This is a genomic window from Roseococcus microcysteis, assembly GCF_014764365.1.
Taxonomy (GTDB): Bacteria; Pseudomonadota; Alphaproteobacteria; order Acetobacterales; family Acetobacteraceae; genus Roseococcus; species Roseococcus microcysteis.
Window position 1 is genome coordinate 1,241,335 of sequence record NZ_CP061718.1, and the last position, 13,940, is coordinate 1,255,274.

Genomic DNA, 13,940 nt, shown 5'->3' on the forward strand with positions numbered 1-13,940 from the left:
CGTAGCCCAGGCTTGACCCACCCCTTCCCCGGGCGCAACAGAAGCGCGGTGCCGGGGGGCCGGGCGACCGCTGGCGGGTGAGAGATCGCGCGCTGGAGGAAAGTCCGGGCTCCACGGAAAGACGGTGCCGGCTAACGGCCGGCGGGGGCGCGAGCCCTCAGGGAAAGTGCCACAGAGAACAGACCGCCACGCCCGAGCAATCCGGCGCGGCAAGGGTGAAACGGTGGGGCAAGAGCCCACCGCGCTTCCAGCAATGGCGGCGGCACGGCAAACCCCACCGGGAGCAAGGCCGAATAGGGAGGGCCGCGGTAACGCAGGGGTTTTCCGCCCCGCCCTCCGGGTTGGCCGCGCGAAGCGGGTGGTGACACCCGCTCCAGAGGAATGGTCGCACAGGCGCGCAAGCGCTGGACAGAACCCGGCTTACAGGCCCTCCGGCACCACAACACCCTCTCCCTGAGCCGAGTGTGGCCGCACAGCCACACCCCCACGCGAAACCTACAGCGGGGCACAACCGTATTGTCACGCCCAAGCTCAACTCACTGATTTGTGAGGATTTTTGTTTATCCCCACCCATAGCCGCCCCATAATATCCCTTGATTAGGGGCATCCACCCAGATAGAACACACCCAGCCCAGACGGGGTGAGCAAGCTCGGGGGGCGAGCCATCACCGAAAGGGTTTGGTCGGGCGAGCCGGCGGGGTCGGGGGGCCTCGTCGGCCGCTGTTCCTCCCCGGAGCCGGGGCGGGGCGGCGACGCCGAACCCCCCAGGGCGCAACGGGGGGTCACCGACGGTCGCGATGGTCGAATTCGTCGGATCCCTCGATGGCACGCTGGACAAGAAGGGGCGCTGCTCCGTTCCCGCCACGTTCCGCAGCCAGCTCAACAACCAGCCTCTCTATCTCCGGCCTTCCGTGCGCGGCACCTTCCTCGAAGCCTGGCCCTCCATGGATTTCGCGGCCACCGATGCGCCGCGCCTCGGTCCGCTCGACATCCCGAGCGAGGAGGAGGATGACCGCCTCTACGCCCTCATCGCCGTGGTCGTGCCCGTCCAGCCGGACGCGGAAGGGCGCATCATCGTCCCGCCGCACCTGATCCGTCACGCGGAACTCGGCAACGAATTGTATTTCGTGGGCCGCCGCAGCTTCTTCGAGATCTGGTCGCGCCAGGCCTTCGAGGCGCGCCTGGCCCGCGCGCTGGCCGCCACCCGCCCGATCCCGAGGGCGTCATGACGCATATCCCCGTCATGCTCGACGAAGTCCTGCGCACGCTGGCCCCCCGCGCCGGCGAGGTGATCCTGGACGGCACCTTCGGCGGCGGCGGCTATGCATCGGCTTTCCTCGACGCCGCCCCCTGCACCCTCTGGGCCATGGACCGCGACCCCGACGCCATCGCGCGCGGCGCCGCCCTCGCCGCGCGGCATCCCGGGCGGCTGCACCTCATCGAGGGCCGATTCGGCGACATGGTGGCGCATCTCGCCGCGCGTGGTGTCACGGCGCTCGATGGCGTGGTGCTCGATCTCGGCGTCTCCTCCTTCCAGCTCGACACGCCCGATCGCGGATTCTCCTTCCGCGCGGACGGGCCGCTCGACATGCGCATGGGCCGCGACGGGCCTTCCGCCGCCGACCTCGTGAACACGCTGGAGGAGCGCGAGCTGGCCGAGCTGATCTGGGAATTCGGCGAGGAACGCCATTCGCGCCGCGTGGCCCGCGCCATCATCCGCGCGCGCGGCGAAGCCCCCTTCACCACCACCGCGCAGCTCGCCGAAGTGATCCGCCGCGCCGTCCCGCGCGACCCCTCGGGCCTCGATGGCGCGACGCGCAGCTTCCAGGCGCTGCGCATTCGCGTGAATGACGAGCTGGGGGAGGTCACGCGCGGGCTGGAAGCTGCGATGAGTCTGCTTTCACCCGGTGGGCGAATCGTTGTGGTGTCTTTTCACTCGCTGGAAGATCGCATCGTGAAGCGCGCCTTCCAGAAAGCCTCTGGCCGCATGCCCGCCGCCTCCCGCCATGATCCGGGCGCGCTGATCGCCGCGCCCGCGCCCACCGGCTTCGAGCTGCTGACGCCGCGCTCGCTCCGTCCTTCCGCCGCCGAGATCGCCGCCAACCCACGTTCCCGCAGCGCGCATCTGCGCGCGCTGCGCCGCAAGCCCGAGGCCGTGCCATGCTGATCCGACCCCTCGCCTTCCTGGGCTGCCTCGCCTTCCTGGGCACGGGCTTCCACGTCTATTCCATCAAGGCCGAGGTGGACGCGGTGGAGGCGGAGCTGCGCCGCACCTTACAGGCGACCGAGGCCGAGCGCGTGCAGACGCGCACCCTCTCCGCCGAATGGGCGCGGCTGACCGACCAGGACCGGCTGCAGGCGCTGGCCTCGGCGCACCTGCCGGACCTGGTGCCCACCACGCCGCAGCAATTCCTCCGCGTGGCCGATGCCGGGCGGCGCCTGCCCGCGCCCACGGATTTCGCCGGCGGCCCCAGCGCCTTCCGCACGCGCACCGATGTGGCGGCCGCGCCGGGCGAGGTGCTGGTCTTCTCCGCGCGCACGATGTTTGCGGATGCGCGGCCTGCCGCGACGCTGGCCGATGCGCGGCCCGCCGCGACGTTGGCTGACGCGCGGCCCGCCGCGACCTTGGCCGACGCGCGGCCCGCCGCGACAGTCGCGGAGGCGCGGCCCGTCTCCGATGCGCCGGCGCCGGCCGCGGTGGCACCGGTCGCGGCGGCGGTGGCGCCCGTGGCAGCACCCGTCCCCGCGCCGCAGGCCGTGGCGGTGGCCGCGCCCGTCGCCCCCCGCGCCACCCCCGTGGCCGCACGCGCCCCCGAGCCTCGCCGTGCGCCGGAACCCCGCCCCGCCCCGCGCCTGGCCGAGGCCCCGGTTCGCCCGGCCCCGCCCCCGCGTGAAGTCGCCGCCGCACGCCCCGCCGCCGACCCCGCGCTGCGCACGGCCATGCATGTCCGCGCCGCGCCCATGGCGCCGCCCATGCCGCAGGCGGGCTCCATGCTCGGCGGCGGCATCTCCCTGCCGCCCCCCGTGCCCTTCGGCCGATGAACCTGCCCCCGCGCCCCCGCCGCTGCCCCCCGAGGCCTCGCCCGTCCGGCCGCAGCCGCGCGCCGCGCTGCGCCGCCCCGCCCCGCGCCAGCCCGACCACCACCGCCAGATGCGCGCGCGGCTGGGCTTCGCCACCTTCGGCTTCGCGGTGCTGTTCGGCGCGGTCGCGGTCACGCTGGCGGACCGCACGGTGATCAACCCGGCTTCCTCGGCCATCGCGCAGCCCCGCCCCCTTCCGCGCGCCGAGCCGCCGGTGACGCGCGCCGAGATCGTGGACCGCAACAACGAGGTGCTGGCGGTCACGGTGCGCGGCCGCGCCCTCTACGCGCGCCCCGCCCATATCCAGGACCCCGAGGCGGTGGCGGCGCTGCTGCACCCCATCCTGCCGCATCTGGACCGCGAACGGCTGGTGGCGCGCCTCTCGCCGCCCTACGTCTTCGCCTACATTGATCGCTTCATCACGCCCCGCCAGGAAGAGGCGATCAACGCGCTCGGCATCGTCGGCCTGAACTTCGAGACGGCGGAGCGCCGCACCTACCCCCGTGGCCGCGACGCCGCCCATGTGCTGGGCCTGGTGGATGTGGACAACCAAGGCCTCTTCGGCGCCGAGCGCTGGTTCGATGAGCGGCTGCGCGTGGACCGCAACGCGCTGCGCCTCTCGCTCGACATCCGGGTGCAGCGCGAGCTGCGCGAGACGCTGGCCCACACCGTCGAACGCTTCAGCGGCATCGGCGGTGTCGCCATGCTGATGGACGTGAACACGGGCGAGATGCTGGGCATGGCCTCCCTGCCCGATTTCAGCGGCGCGGACCCCGCGGGCTCGCCCGCCGGCAACCGCTTCCACCGCGCGGTGGAGGGCGTCTATGAGCCCGGCTCCACCATGAAGCTGCTGACGGCGGCCATGGCGCTGGAACTGGGCACGGTGCAGATGCATTCGGGCTTCGACGCCTCGCGCCCCATCCGCTTCGGCCGGCACAGCATCAGCGATTTCCGGGGCAAGAACCGCTGGCTCGCCCTGCCCGAGATCATCGCCTATTCGTCCAACATCGCCTCCGCGCACATGGCGATGACGGTGGGCACGGCGCGGCACCGGGAATTCCTGGCGCGCTTCGGCATCGCGCGCCACCAGCGCCTGGGCATCGAGCTGCCGGAATCGGCGGCCATCCTGCTGCCCGGCGAGCGCGACTGGCGCGACATCCACACCATGACCATCGGCTTCGGCCATGGCGTGTCCATCACGCCGCTGCACGTCATCAACGCCGCCGCCACGCTGGCCAATGGCGGGCTGTTCCGCACGCCCACCATCCTGGCCCAGCCGGACGGGGCGGAGCGCGAGGGCACGCGCGTGATCAGCGAGCGCACCTCGCACCAGATGCGCCGGCTGATGCGCATCGCGGTGACGGAGGGCTCGGCCCGCGGCGCCAATGCGCCCGGCTATTTCGTGGGCGGCAAGACGGGCACGGCGCTGAAGCCCAACCCCGGCGGGCGCGGCTATTCGACCGACCGGCGCGTCTCCGCCTTCGTGGGCGTCTTCCCGATGCACGCGCCGCGCTATGCCGTCTATCTCATGGTGGATGAGCCGCGGCCGCGCGCGGACACCGGCCCCTTCGCGACCGCGGGCGTGGTCGCGGCGCCGGCGGCCGGCCGCGTGATCCAGCGCGTGGCGCCCATCCTGGGCCTGGTGCCCGAGACGGAGCGTGTGGCCGAGATCGAGCAGGCGCTGCATGTGCCGCTGCAGCCGGCCCGCCCGCGGGCCGCGCCCGCCGCGCCCTCGGTCGCGGCGCCGCGCCCCTCCGCCACGCGCCCCGCCCCCGCCATCGCGCCCACCTTGCCCGAGGTGGCGCCCATCCGCCGCACCGGCTTGCCCGGGGGCGCCATCCAGACGGCCGAGGGCCGCCATGCTTCTCCATGACCTGCTGGCCCGCGCGGGTCTGACCGCCGAAGGTCCTGACGCCGAGATCACGGGACTGACGGCCGACAGCCGCGCGGTGAGGCCGGGCTTCCTCTTCGCCGCCCTGCCCGGCCTGCGCGCCGATGGCGCGCGCTTCATCGCCGATGCGCGCGCGCGCGGCGCGGTGGCCGTGCTGGCGGGGGCCGGCGTGGCGGGTGAACCGAGCCTCGCCTGGATCACGGCGGCCGACCCGCGCCTGGCATTGGCCCGCCTCGCCGCCGCCTTCCATGGCGCGCAGCCCGCGCATGTGGTCGCCGTCACGGGCACCAATGGCAAGACCAGCACGGTGGAGTTCACCCGGCAGTTGCTGGCGGCCGAGGGGATGGCCGCGGCCTCGCTCGGCACGCTCGGCCTGCGGGCACCCGGATTGCCGGAGGAGGAGAGCCTCACCACGCCCGACCCCGTGGCGCTGCACGCCACGCTGGCGCGGCTGCACGGGGCGGGGGTGACGCATCTCGCCATGGAGGCGAGCTCGCACGGGCTGGACCAGCGGCGGCTGGACGGGGTGCGGCTGGCGGCGGCGGGCTTCACCAACCTGACGCGCGACCATCTGGATTATCACGGCGGCATGGCCGCATACCGCGCGGCCAAGCTGCGGCTGTTCGACACGCTGCTGCCCGCCGGCGCGCCCGCCGTGCTGCACATGGGCATGGAGGCGGAGACGCTGGAGGCGCTGCGCCGCGTCATCGCGACGCGCGGGCTGCGCGGCATCGCGGTGGGCGAGGATGCGGGCGAGGTCGCCCTGCTCTCCCACACGCCGCTGCCGCGCGGGCAGCGTCTCAGCCTCGATCTCGCGGGCGTGCGGGGCGAGGTGGAGATTCCCCTGCCCGGCCGTTTCCAGGCCGACAACCTGCTGGTGGCGCTGGGGCTGGCGCTCGGCCTCGGCGTCGCGCCCGCCGCGCTGCTGGCCGCGCTGCCCGCCCTCTCCGGCGTGCGGGGGCGGATGGAGCTGGCCGCCACCCTGCCGAATGGCGCCGCCATCTATGTGGACTACGCCCATACGCCCGATGCGCTGGCGCGGCTGCTGGCGGCGCTCCGGCCCCATGTCGCGCCGGGGGCGCGGCTGCATGTGCTGTTCGGCGCCGGCGGCGACCGCGACCCGGGCAAGCGGCCCCTGATGGGCGCGGCCGCCGCCCAGGGCGCCGACAGGGTGTGGGTGACGGATGACAACCCGCGCTCCGAGGACCCCGCCGCCATCCGCGCCGCCGTGCGCCAGGGCGCGCCGGGGGCGGTGGATGCGGGGGGACGCGAGGACGCCATCGGGGCGGCGCTGGCGGCGCTCGGCCCCGGCGACGTGCTGGCCGTGGCCGGCAAGGGGCATGAGCGGGGGCAGAGCATCGCGGGCGTGACCCACCCCTTCGACGATGTGGAGGTGGTGCGCCGCCTCGCGGGACGGGTGGCGGCATGAGCGCGCTCTGGACCGCCGGGGAACTCCGCGCGGCCACGGGCGGCGCCTGCGGCGATGAGCTGGCCGTGACCGGCATCACCATTGACACCCGCGCGACCGGGGCGGGCGACCTCTTCGTGGCGCTGCGGGCCGCGCGCGACGGGCATGACTTCGTGGCCGAGGCCTTCCTGCGCGGCGCCGCCGCCATGGTGGACCGCGACATGTCGGGCGGCCCCACCCTGCGCGTGGCCGACACGCTGGCCGGGCTGACGGCGCTGGGCGCGGCCGGCCGGGCGCGGAGTGCCGCGCGCGTGATCGCCGTGACAGGCTCGGTCGGCAAGACCACCACCAAGGACATGCTGGCGCGGGCCTGCGCGGGGCTCGGCCCCACCCATGCCGCGGCGGCCAGCCACAACAACCATTGGGGCGTGCCGCTGACCCTGGCCCGCCTGCCGCGCGACGCGGAATGGGCCGTCATCGAGATCGGCATGAACAACCCGGGCGAGATCGCGCCGCTGGCCCGCCTCGCCACGCCGCATGTGGCCGTCATCACCACCATCGGCACGGCGCATATCGGCAATATGGGCAGCGTGGAGGCCATCGCGGATGAGAAGGCCGCAATCATGGCAGGCCTCGGCGCGGGGGGGATCGCGGTGCTGCCGCAGGACAGCCCGCACTTCCCCCGCCTCGCCGCCCACGCCGCCGCGTTCGGCGCGCGGGTCATCGGCTTCGGCGAGGGGCCGGAATGCGCCGCCCGCCTGCTCGCCTTCCGGGGCGAGGCCATGGGCAGCGTCTCCGAATGCGACCTGCTGGGCCGGCATGTGGAAATCCGCCTCGCCCAGCCGGGCCGGCACATGGCGCTGAACGCGCTGGCGGCGCTGACGGCCATCCAGGCGGCGGGCGGCGATGCCGGGCTGGCCGCGGCCGCGCTGGACGGTTTCGGCGCCGCGGCCGGGCGGGGGGCCATGCGCCGCATCGCCACGCCGGATGGCGGCACGGCCCTGCTGCTGGACGAGAGCTACAACGCCTCCGACACCGCCGTGCGCGCGGCGCTTGCGGTGCTGGCCGGGCAGAAGGCCCGCCGGCGCATCGCCGTGCTGGGCGACATGCTGGAAATGGGCGAATTCGGCCCGGACCTGCATGCCGGGCTGGCCAGCGATGCGGCGGACGCGGCCGAGCTGGTGTTTGCCTGCGGGCCCCTGATGGGGCATCTCTTCGCCGCCCTGCCCCCCGCCCGCCGGGGGGCGCATATGCCGGACGCGGCCAGCCTCGCCCCCGTGGTGGCGGCGGCGCTGCGCGAGGGCGATGCGGTGCTGGTGAAAGGTTCCCTCGGCATGCGGATGGCCGAGATCATCCGCGCCCTGACCGAGAGGACTGCCTGATGCTGCCCATTTTGCTCGCCCCGCTCGCGGACGAGTTCATCATGTTCAACCTGGTGCGCTACCTGACCTTCCGCGCGGGGGCGGCCTGCATGACGGCGCTGGTGCTCTGCCTCGCCTTCGGCAAGCCCATCATCGCCTGGCTGCGGACCTTCCAGCCGGCGGGCCAGCCCATCCGCGAGGACGGGCCGCAAAGCCACCTGCTGACCAAGAAGGGCACGCCCACCATGGGCGGGGTGCTGATCCTCTTCTCGCTCACCATCGCGGTGCTGCTCTGGGCCGATCTGCGCAACGGCTTCGTCTGGCCGGTGCTGCTGGTGACGCTGGGCTATGGCGCGCTGGGCTTCGCCGATGACTGGATGAAGGTGACCAAGCGCAACACCAAGGGCGTGTCGGGGCGGATGAAGCTGCTGGTGCAGGGCGGCATCGCGCTGGCGGCGGCCATCTGGATGAGCCTGCTGCTGCCGCCCGGCCTGTCCAGCAACATGGCGGTGCCCTTCTTCAAGGACATCCTGATCCCGCTGGGCATCCTCTTCCCGCTGATCGCGGCCTTCGTGATGGTGGGCGCGTCGAACGCCGTGAACCTGACGGATGGGCTGGACGGGCTGGCCATCGTGCCGGTGATGATCGCGGCGGCGGTCTTCGCGCTGATCGCCTATCTCGTCGGCAACCGCATCTTCGCGGACTACCTGCAGCTGCATGGCGTGCCCGGCGCGGGGGAGCTCGCGGTGTTCTGCTCGGCGCTGATCGGCGCCTCGCTGGGCTTCCTGTGGTTCAACGCGCCGCCGGCGGCGGTGTTCATGGGCGATACGGGCTCGCTGGCGCTGGGTGGCGCGCTGGGCTCCATCGCGGTCGCCACCAAGCACGAGATGGTGCTGGCCATCGTGGGCGGGCTGTTCGTGGTGGAGACGCTCTCCGTCATCATCCAGGTGTTCTGGTTCAAGCGGACGGGGCGGCGCGTCTTCCTGATGGCGCCGCTGCACCACCATTTCGAGAAGAAGGGCTGGGCCGAACCGACCATCGTGATCCGCTTCTGGATCATCGCGATGGTGCTGGGGCTGATCGGCCTCTCCACGCTGAAGATCCGCTGATGGCCCCCTTCGCCCCCTTCGCCGGGATGCGCGTCGCGGTGGTGGGGCTCGGCCGCGCCGGGCTGCCGGCCGCGCGGCGCCTGGCCGAATGGGGGGCGGAGGTGACGGCCTGGGATGACCGCGAGGGGGCGCGGGCGGAGGCCGCTTCGGCCGGGCTGCGCGTGGCGGATCCGGCCGCGGGCTTCGATTTCGACGCGCTGCTGCTCTCGCCCGGCATCCCGCACAGCCTGCCCGCGCCGCACCCGGCGGCGGCGGCGGCGCGGGCGGCGGGCAAGCCCGTGCTGAGCGATGTGGAGTTCCTGCATCGCGCCGTGCGCGCCAGCGGTTCGCGCGCGCGCTTCGCGGGCATCACGGGCACCAATGGCAAGAGCACGACGACGGCGCTGCTGGGCCACCTGCTGGCGCGGGCCGGCGTGCCCTGCGCGGTGGGCGGCAATCTGGGCCCCGCGGCGCTGGACATGCCGCTGCTGGGCGATGACGGCGTGTATGTGCTGGAGATGTCCTCCTACATGCTGGAGCGAATCGCGACACTTCGATTCAACTGCGCCGCGATGCTGAACCTCAGCCCCGACCATCTGGACCGGCATGGCGACATGGCGGGCTACCTCGCCGCCAAGGCGCGCATCTTCGCGCGGCAGGAGGCGGGGGATGTGGCGGTGCTGGGCCAGGGCGATGCGCCCACGCGCGGGCTCGCTGCGGGCCTGGCCGCGCGGGTGGTGCCGCTGGCCGAGGGCGGCGTGTGGTGGGAGGGCCACCTGCTGCGCGATGCGCGCGGCGAGATCGCGGACCTCGCCGCCTGCCCCACCCTGCCCGGCGCGCACAACGCGCAGAACGCGGCCGCCGCCTGCGCCATGGCCATGGCGTTGGGCGTGGACCGCGCCACGCTGGCCGATGGGCTTTCCACCTATCCCGGCCTGCCCCACCGGCAGGAGGTGGTGCGGCGCATCGGCCCCGTCGCCTTCGTGAATGACAGCAAGGCCACCAATGCCGACAGCACGGCCTGGGCGCTCTCCTCCTATCCGCGCGTGGTCTGGATCGCGGGCGGGATGGGCAAGGCGGGCGGGATCGAGCCCCTCGCCCCCTTCTTCGACCGCGTGGCCGAGGCCTTCCTGATCGGCCGCGACGCCGCCGAATTCGCCACGACCCTCGCCGCCCATGGGGTGAAGCACCGGCTCTGCGGCACGCTGGAGGCGGCGGTGCCTCTGGCCGCGCAGGCCGCCATGTCGGGTGCGGCGGAGGTGGTGCTGCTCTCGCCCGCCGCCGCCTCCTGGGACCAGTTCACGGGCTTCGACGCGCGGGGCGATGCCTTCCGCGCCCTGGTCGCCGCCCTGCCACAAGGAATGCCCGCATGAGCTTCGTCCGCGTGGACCATTCGACGGTGGGGCGCTGGTGGGCCAGCCTGGACCGCTGGACACTCGCCGCGCTGCTGGCGCTGGTGGGCATCGGCTATGTGATGATGCTCTCGGCCTCGCCGGCGGTGGCCGAGCGGATCGGCGCCTCCTCCCGCCACATGTTCCTCACGCGGCAGGTGGTCTATTCGCTGATCGCCGTCATCGTGATGGTGGGCGTCTCCATGCTGCCGGTGAAATGGGTGCTGCGCGCGGCCATGCTGGGGGCGCTGGGGGCGCTGGCGCTGACGGCGGCGACCCTGGTCATCGGCACCGAGATCAAGGGCGCGCGGCGCTGGATCTCCTTCCCCGGTGGCTCCTTGCAACCTTCGGAATTCCTGAAGCCGTGCCTCGCGGTCGCGGTGGCTTGGCTTTTGGCGGAAGGAAAGCGCGAGGGGCGTTTCCCTGGCCTGCTCATCGCCATCGCGCTGATCGGCGGCGTGGCCTGGCTGATGAAGCAGCAGCCCGATATCGGCATGCTGGCGGTCATCGTGGCGGTGTTCCTGGCGCAGGTCTTCGTCTCGGGCATCAACCTGATGTGGGTGGTGGCCGGCGCGGGCGCGGTGGTGGGGATGGCGGTGCTGGCCTTCACGCTGCATGGCCATGTGCGCTCCCGCGTGCAGCGCTTCCTCAACCCGGAATCGGGCGACAATTTCCAGATCCGCATGTCGCTGGAGGCCTTCGGCAATGGCGGCATGTTCGGCCGCGGGCCGGGCGAGGGAAGGGTGAAGGACGTGCTGCCCGACGCCCATGCGGATTTCGTCTTCCCCGTGGCGGCGGAGGAATTCGGCCTCATCACCTGCCTGCTCATTCTCGGCCTGTTCGCCTTCATCGTGCTGCGCGGGCTGTGGCGGCTGATGGAGGAGCGGGACGTCTTCGTGAGCCTGGCGGCCACCGGCCTGCTGGTGCAGTTCGGGCTGCAGGCCTTCATCAACATGGGAAGCTCGCTGCACCTGATTCCGACCAAGGGGATGACCTTGCCCTTCGTGAGCTATGGCGGTTCCTCGGTGGTGGCGCTGGCGCTGGGCATGGGCTTCCTGCTGGCGCTGACGCGACGGCGCCCCGCGCGGGGCGAGGAAGCCAACCCCTTCACGGCGGGGCTGCGCGCCCCCTTCCCCACGTGATCATGCGCGGGCCCGCCATCCGCCCCATCGCCATCGCCGCCGGCGGCACGGGGGGGCATCTGTTCCCGGCCGAGGCGCTGGCCGCGGAACTCATGGCGCGCGGGCAGCGGGTGGTGCTGTTCACCGATGCGCGCTCGGCCGCCTTCGACAGCCCGGCCTTCGCGGCCGCCGAGCGCTTCGTGCTGAAGGGCGCGGGCATCGCGGGGCGGGGTGTCGTGAAGGGGCTGCGCGGCGCGGCCCAGCTCGCCGCCGGCACGTGGACGGCGCGGCGGCTGTTGAAGGAACTGGACGCGGCGGCGGTGGTGGGCTTTGGCGGCTATCCCTCCATCCCGCCCGCGCTGGCCGCGCTGACGCTGGGCCGGCGCCGCCCCGCGGTGGTGCTGCACGAGCAGAATGCGGTGCTGGGCCGCGCCAACCGGGCATTGGCGAAGCGGGCGGACCTGCTGGCGCTGGCCTATGCGCGCACGGCGCGCGTGCCGGCGGGGGCGCGCACGCGACATGTGGGCAACCCGGTGCGGCCGGCGCTCGCGGCGCTGGTGGGCCAGCCCTACCCGCCTACGACGGGCGCGCTGCGGCTGCTGGTGATCGGCGGTTCGCTGGGGGCGCGGGTGTTCTCGGACCTGATCCCGCCCGCCATCGCCGCCCTGCCGGATTCGCTGCGGGCGCGGCTGCTGGTGGCGCAGCAGGTGCGGGTGGAGGACCAGGAGCGCGTGCGCGCGGCCTATGCCGATACGGGCATTCCGGTGGAGCTCTCGCCCTTCTTCCCCGACATCGCGGTGCGGCTTTCGGGGGCGCATCTCGTCATCGCGCGGGCCGGCGCCTCCACGGTGGCGGAACTGGCCTGCGCGGGGCGGCCTTCGCTGTTGATTCCGCTGCCCTCGGCCATTGACGACCACCAGCGGGCCAATGCGGCCGCGCTGGCCGAAAGCGGGGCCGCGCAGGTGCTGCCCCAGGCCGGGCTGACACCGGAGGTTCTGGGGGCCGCGCTGGCGGCCTGGCTCGACGCGCCGGAAAGGCTTGCCGAAGCGGCCCGACATGCGGCAAGCCTCGCCCGACCCCAGGCGGCGCGGGAATTGGCCGACGCCGTGCTCGACTGCGCCGCGCGCACCACCTCTGTCCAGGAGCCCCGCTGATGCGCGCGCTGCCACTTTCCATCGGGACCATCCACTTCGTGGGCATCGGCGGCATCGGCATGTCCGGCATTGCCGAGGTGCTGCACAATCTCGGCTATTCGGTGCAGGGCAGCGACATCGCGGAGGGCTACAACGTGGCCCGCCTGCGTGAGGCCGGCATTCCCGTCACCGTGGGCCATGCGGCGGAAAACCTGGGCGCGGCGCAGGTCATCGTCGTCTCCACCGCCGTGAAGCGCGACAACCCGGAGGTCCAGGCCGCGCGCGCGCGCCTGCTGCCGGTGGTGCGGCGTGCCGAGATGCTGGCGGAGCTGATGCGCCTCAAATGGGGCATCGCCATCGGCGGCACCCATGGCAAGACGACGACGACGAGCCTCGTTGCCGCCGTGCTGGAGGCCGCCCGCCTCGACCCCACCGTGATCAATGGCGGCATCATCAACGCTTATGGCACCAACACCCGCATGGGCACGGGCGAATGGATGGTGGTCGAGGCCGATGAGAGCGATGGCAGCTTCCTGCGCCTGCCCTCCACCGTCGCCATCGTCACCAACATGGATGCCGAGCACCTGGACCACTGGGGCACGGAGGAGGCGATGCGCGAGGGCTACGCGCAATTCGTCGGCAACATCCCCTTCTATGGCTTCGCGGTGCTCTGCGTGGACCATCCGGCGGTGCAGGCGATGATCCCGCGCCTCGATCGGCGCCTCGTCACCTATGGCTTCTCGCCCCAGGCCGATGTGCGGGCGGAGAAGCTGCTGACCGACCGCATGGGCGCCACCTTCGAGGTGAGCGTGCAGGACCGCGTGAGCAAGCGCGTCCGCACCATGAAGCCCTTCCGCCTGCCCATGCTGGGGCAGCACAACGTCCAGAACGCGCTGGCCGCCATCGCGGTCGGCGTCGAGATGGACGTGCCGGAGAACGTGATCCGCGAGGCGCTGGCCGGCTTCAAGGGCGTGAAGCGCCGCTTCACCCGCGTGGGCGAGACGGGCGGTGTCACCATCATCGACGACTACGGCCACCACCCGGTCGAGATCGCGGCCGTGCTGAAGGCCGCCCGCCAGGCGGGGGCGCGGGACGTCATCGCGGTGGTGCAGCCGCACCGTTATTCGCGCCTGCGGCAGCTCTTCACCGAATTCTGCACCTGCATGAACGACGCCGGCACGGTGATCGTGGCCGATGTCTATGCCGCCGGCGAGGCGCCGATCGAGGGGATGGACAAGGACGGGCTGGTGGACGGGCTGCGCGCGCGCGGCCATCGCAGCGTGGTGCCCCTGCCCTCGCCCGACCATCTGCCGGAGATGATCCACGCCATCGCCCGCCCGGGCGATTATGTGGTGTGCCTGGGTGCGGGCAGCATCACCAACTGGGCCCATGCGCTGCCGCGGCAGCTGGGCGAGTTGCAGGCCAAGGCCGGTGCGCGTGTCGCGCCGCTGCGCCGTGCTTGACGC

The 13,940-nt window shown here is 73.0% G+C and carries 11 protein-coding genes and 1 other RNA gene; all 12 read left to right on the forward strand.

The features are described 5' to 3' along the window. Positions 1 to 51 precede the first annotated feature (51 nt). An RNA gene (gene rnpB, locus ICW72_RS05930) (RNase P RNA component class A) lies at positions 52 to 439 on the forward strand. A gap of 358 nt (positions 440 to 797) precedes the next feature. Then, positions 798 to 1,229, forward strand: a complete 432-nt coding sequence (locus ICW72_RS05935) for a division/cell wall cluster transcriptional repressor MraZ (RefSeq protein WP_191085372.1) — start codon at positions 798 to 800, stop codon at positions 1,227 to 1,229. Next, positions 1,226 to 2,167 carry a 16S rRNA (cytosine(1402)-N(4))-methyltransferase RsmH gene (gene rsmH / locus ICW72_RS05940; protein WP_191085373.1) on the forward strand — a complete coding sequence of 314 codons (942 nt, stop codon included), beginning with the start codon at positions 1,226 to 1,228 and terminating at the stop codon, positions 2,165 to 2,167. Before ICW72_RS05935 ends, rsmH begins: the two co-directional genes overlap by 4 nt. Further along, the gene (gene ftsL / locus ICW72_RS05945) at positions 2,161 to 3,042 is read left to right on the forward strand and encodes a cell division protein FtsL (protein ID WP_191085374.1); all 882 of its coding nucleotides are present in this window, start codon (positions 2,161 to 2,163) and stop codon (positions 3,040 to 3,042) included. Before rsmH ends, ftsL begins: the two co-directional genes overlap by 7 nt. Before the next feature lie 109 nt (positions 3,043 to 3,151). Continuing rightward, positions 3,152 to 4,954 carry a peptidoglycan D,D-transpeptidase FtsI family protein gene (locus tag ICW72_RS05950; RefSeq protein WP_191085375.1) on the forward strand — a complete coding sequence of 601 codons (1,803 nt, stop codon included), beginning with the start codon at positions 3,152 to 3,154 and terminating at the stop codon, positions 4,952 to 4,954. Further along, positions 4,941 to 6,401 carry a UDP-N-acetylmuramoyl-L-alanyl-D-glutamate--2,6-diaminopimelate ligase gene (locus tag ICW72_RS05955; protein WP_191085376.1) on the forward strand — a complete coding sequence of 487 codons (1,461 nt, stop codon included), beginning with the start codon at positions 4,941 to 4,943 and terminating at the stop codon, positions 6,399 to 6,401. Before ICW72_RS05950 ends, ICW72_RS05955 begins: the two co-directional genes overlap by 14 nt. Beyond that, positions 6,398 to 7,762 carry a UDP-N-acetylmuramoyl-tripeptide--D-alanyl-D-alanine ligase gene (locus ICW72_RS05960; protein WP_191085377.1) on the forward strand — a complete coding sequence of 455 codons (1,365 nt, stop codon included), beginning with the start codon at positions 6,398 to 6,400 and terminating at the stop codon, positions 7,760 to 7,762. The genes ICW72_RS05955 and ICW72_RS05960 overlap by 4 nt, the downstream gene beginning before the upstream one ends. Then, the gene (gene mraY / locus ICW72_RS05965) at positions 7,762 to 8,850 is read left to right on the forward strand and encodes a phospho-N-acetylmuramoyl-pentapeptide-transferase (RefSeq protein ID WP_191085378.1); all 1,089 of its coding nucleotides are present in this window, start codon (positions 7,762 to 7,764) and stop codon (positions 8,848 to 8,850) included. The genes ICW72_RS05960 and mraY overlap by 1 nt, the downstream gene beginning before the upstream one ends. Further along, the gene (gene murD / locus ICW72_RS05970; protein ID WP_191085379.1) at positions 8,850 to 10,202 is read left to right on the forward strand and encodes a UDP-N-acetylmuramoyl-L-alanine--D-glutamate ligase; all 1,353 of its coding nucleotides are present in this window, start codon (positions 8,850 to 8,852) and stop codon (positions 10,200 to 10,202) included. The genes mraY and murD overlap by 1 nt, the downstream gene beginning before the upstream one ends. After that, positions 10,199 to 11,362 (forward strand): FtsW/RodA/SpoVE family cell cycle protein, encoded by a 1,164-nt coding sequence (locus ICW72_RS05975; protein WP_191085380.1) that lies wholly within the window; start codon positions 10,199 to 10,201, stop codon positions 11,360 to 11,362. Before murD ends, ICW72_RS05975 begins: the two co-directional genes overlap by 4 nt. Before the next feature lie 2 nt (positions 11,363 to 11,364). Then, complete coding sequence (locus ICW72_RS05980; RefSeq protein ID WP_191086147.1) at positions 11,365 to 12,495, forward strand: UDP-N-acetylglucosamine--N-acetylmuramyl-(pentapeptide) pyrophosphoryl-undecaprenol N-acetylglucosamine transferase; 1,131 nt, start codon at positions 11,365 to 11,367, stop codon at positions 12,493 to 12,495. Beyond that, complete coding sequence (gene murC / locus ICW72_RS05985; protein WP_191085381.1) at positions 12,495 to 13,937, forward strand: UDP-N-acetylmuramate--L-alanine ligase; 1,443 nt, start codon at positions 12,495 to 12,497, stop codon at positions 13,935 to 13,937. Before ICW72_RS05980 ends, murC begins: the two co-directional genes overlap by 1 nt. The last annotated feature ends 3 nt before the right edge of the window (positions 13,938 to 13,940 follow it).

Coding starts and splice junctions, on each gene's coding strand:
- ICW72_RS05955 (WP_191085376.1), top strand. CDS start 4,941: ATGCTTCTCCATGACCTGCTGGCCCGCGCGGGTCTGACCGCCGAAGGT.
- mraY (WP_191085378.1), top strand. CDS start 7,762: ATGCTGCCCATTTTGCTCGCCCCGCTCGCGGACGAGTTCATCATGTTC.
- ICW72_RS05960 (WP_191085377.1), top strand. CDS start 6,398: ATGAGCGCGCTCTGGACCGCCGGGGAACTCCGCGCGGCCACGGGCGGC.
- ICW72_RS05980 (WP_191086147.1), top strand. CDS start 11,365: ATGCGCGGGCCCGCCATCCGCCCCATCGCCATCGCCGCCGGCGGCACG.
- ICW72_RS05975 (WP_191085380.1), top strand. CDS start 10,199: ATGAGCTTCGTCCGCGTGGACCATTCGACGGTGGGGCGCTGGTGGGCC.
- murC (WP_191085381.1), top strand. CDS start 12,495: ATGCGCGCGCTGCCACTTTCCATCGGGACCATCCACTTCGTGGGCATC.
- rsmH (WP_191085373.1), top strand. CDS start 1,226: ATGACGCATATCCCCGTCATGCTCGACGAAGTCCTGCGCACGCTGGCC.
- ftsL (WP_191085374.1), top strand. CDS start 2,161: ATGCTGATCCGACCCCTCGCCTTCCTGGGCTGCCTCGCCTTCCTGGGC.
- ICW72_RS05935 (WP_191085372.1), top strand. CDS start 798: ATGGTCGAATTCGTCGGATCCCTCGATGGCACGCTGGACAAGAAGGGG.
- ICW72_RS05950 (WP_191085375.1), top strand. CDS start 3,152: ATGCGCGCGCGGCTGGGCTTCGCCACCTTCGGCTTCGCGGTGCTGTTC.
- murD (WP_191085379.1), top strand. CDS start 8,850: ATGGCCCCCTTCGCCCCCTTCGCCGGGATGCGCGTCGCGGTGGTGGGG.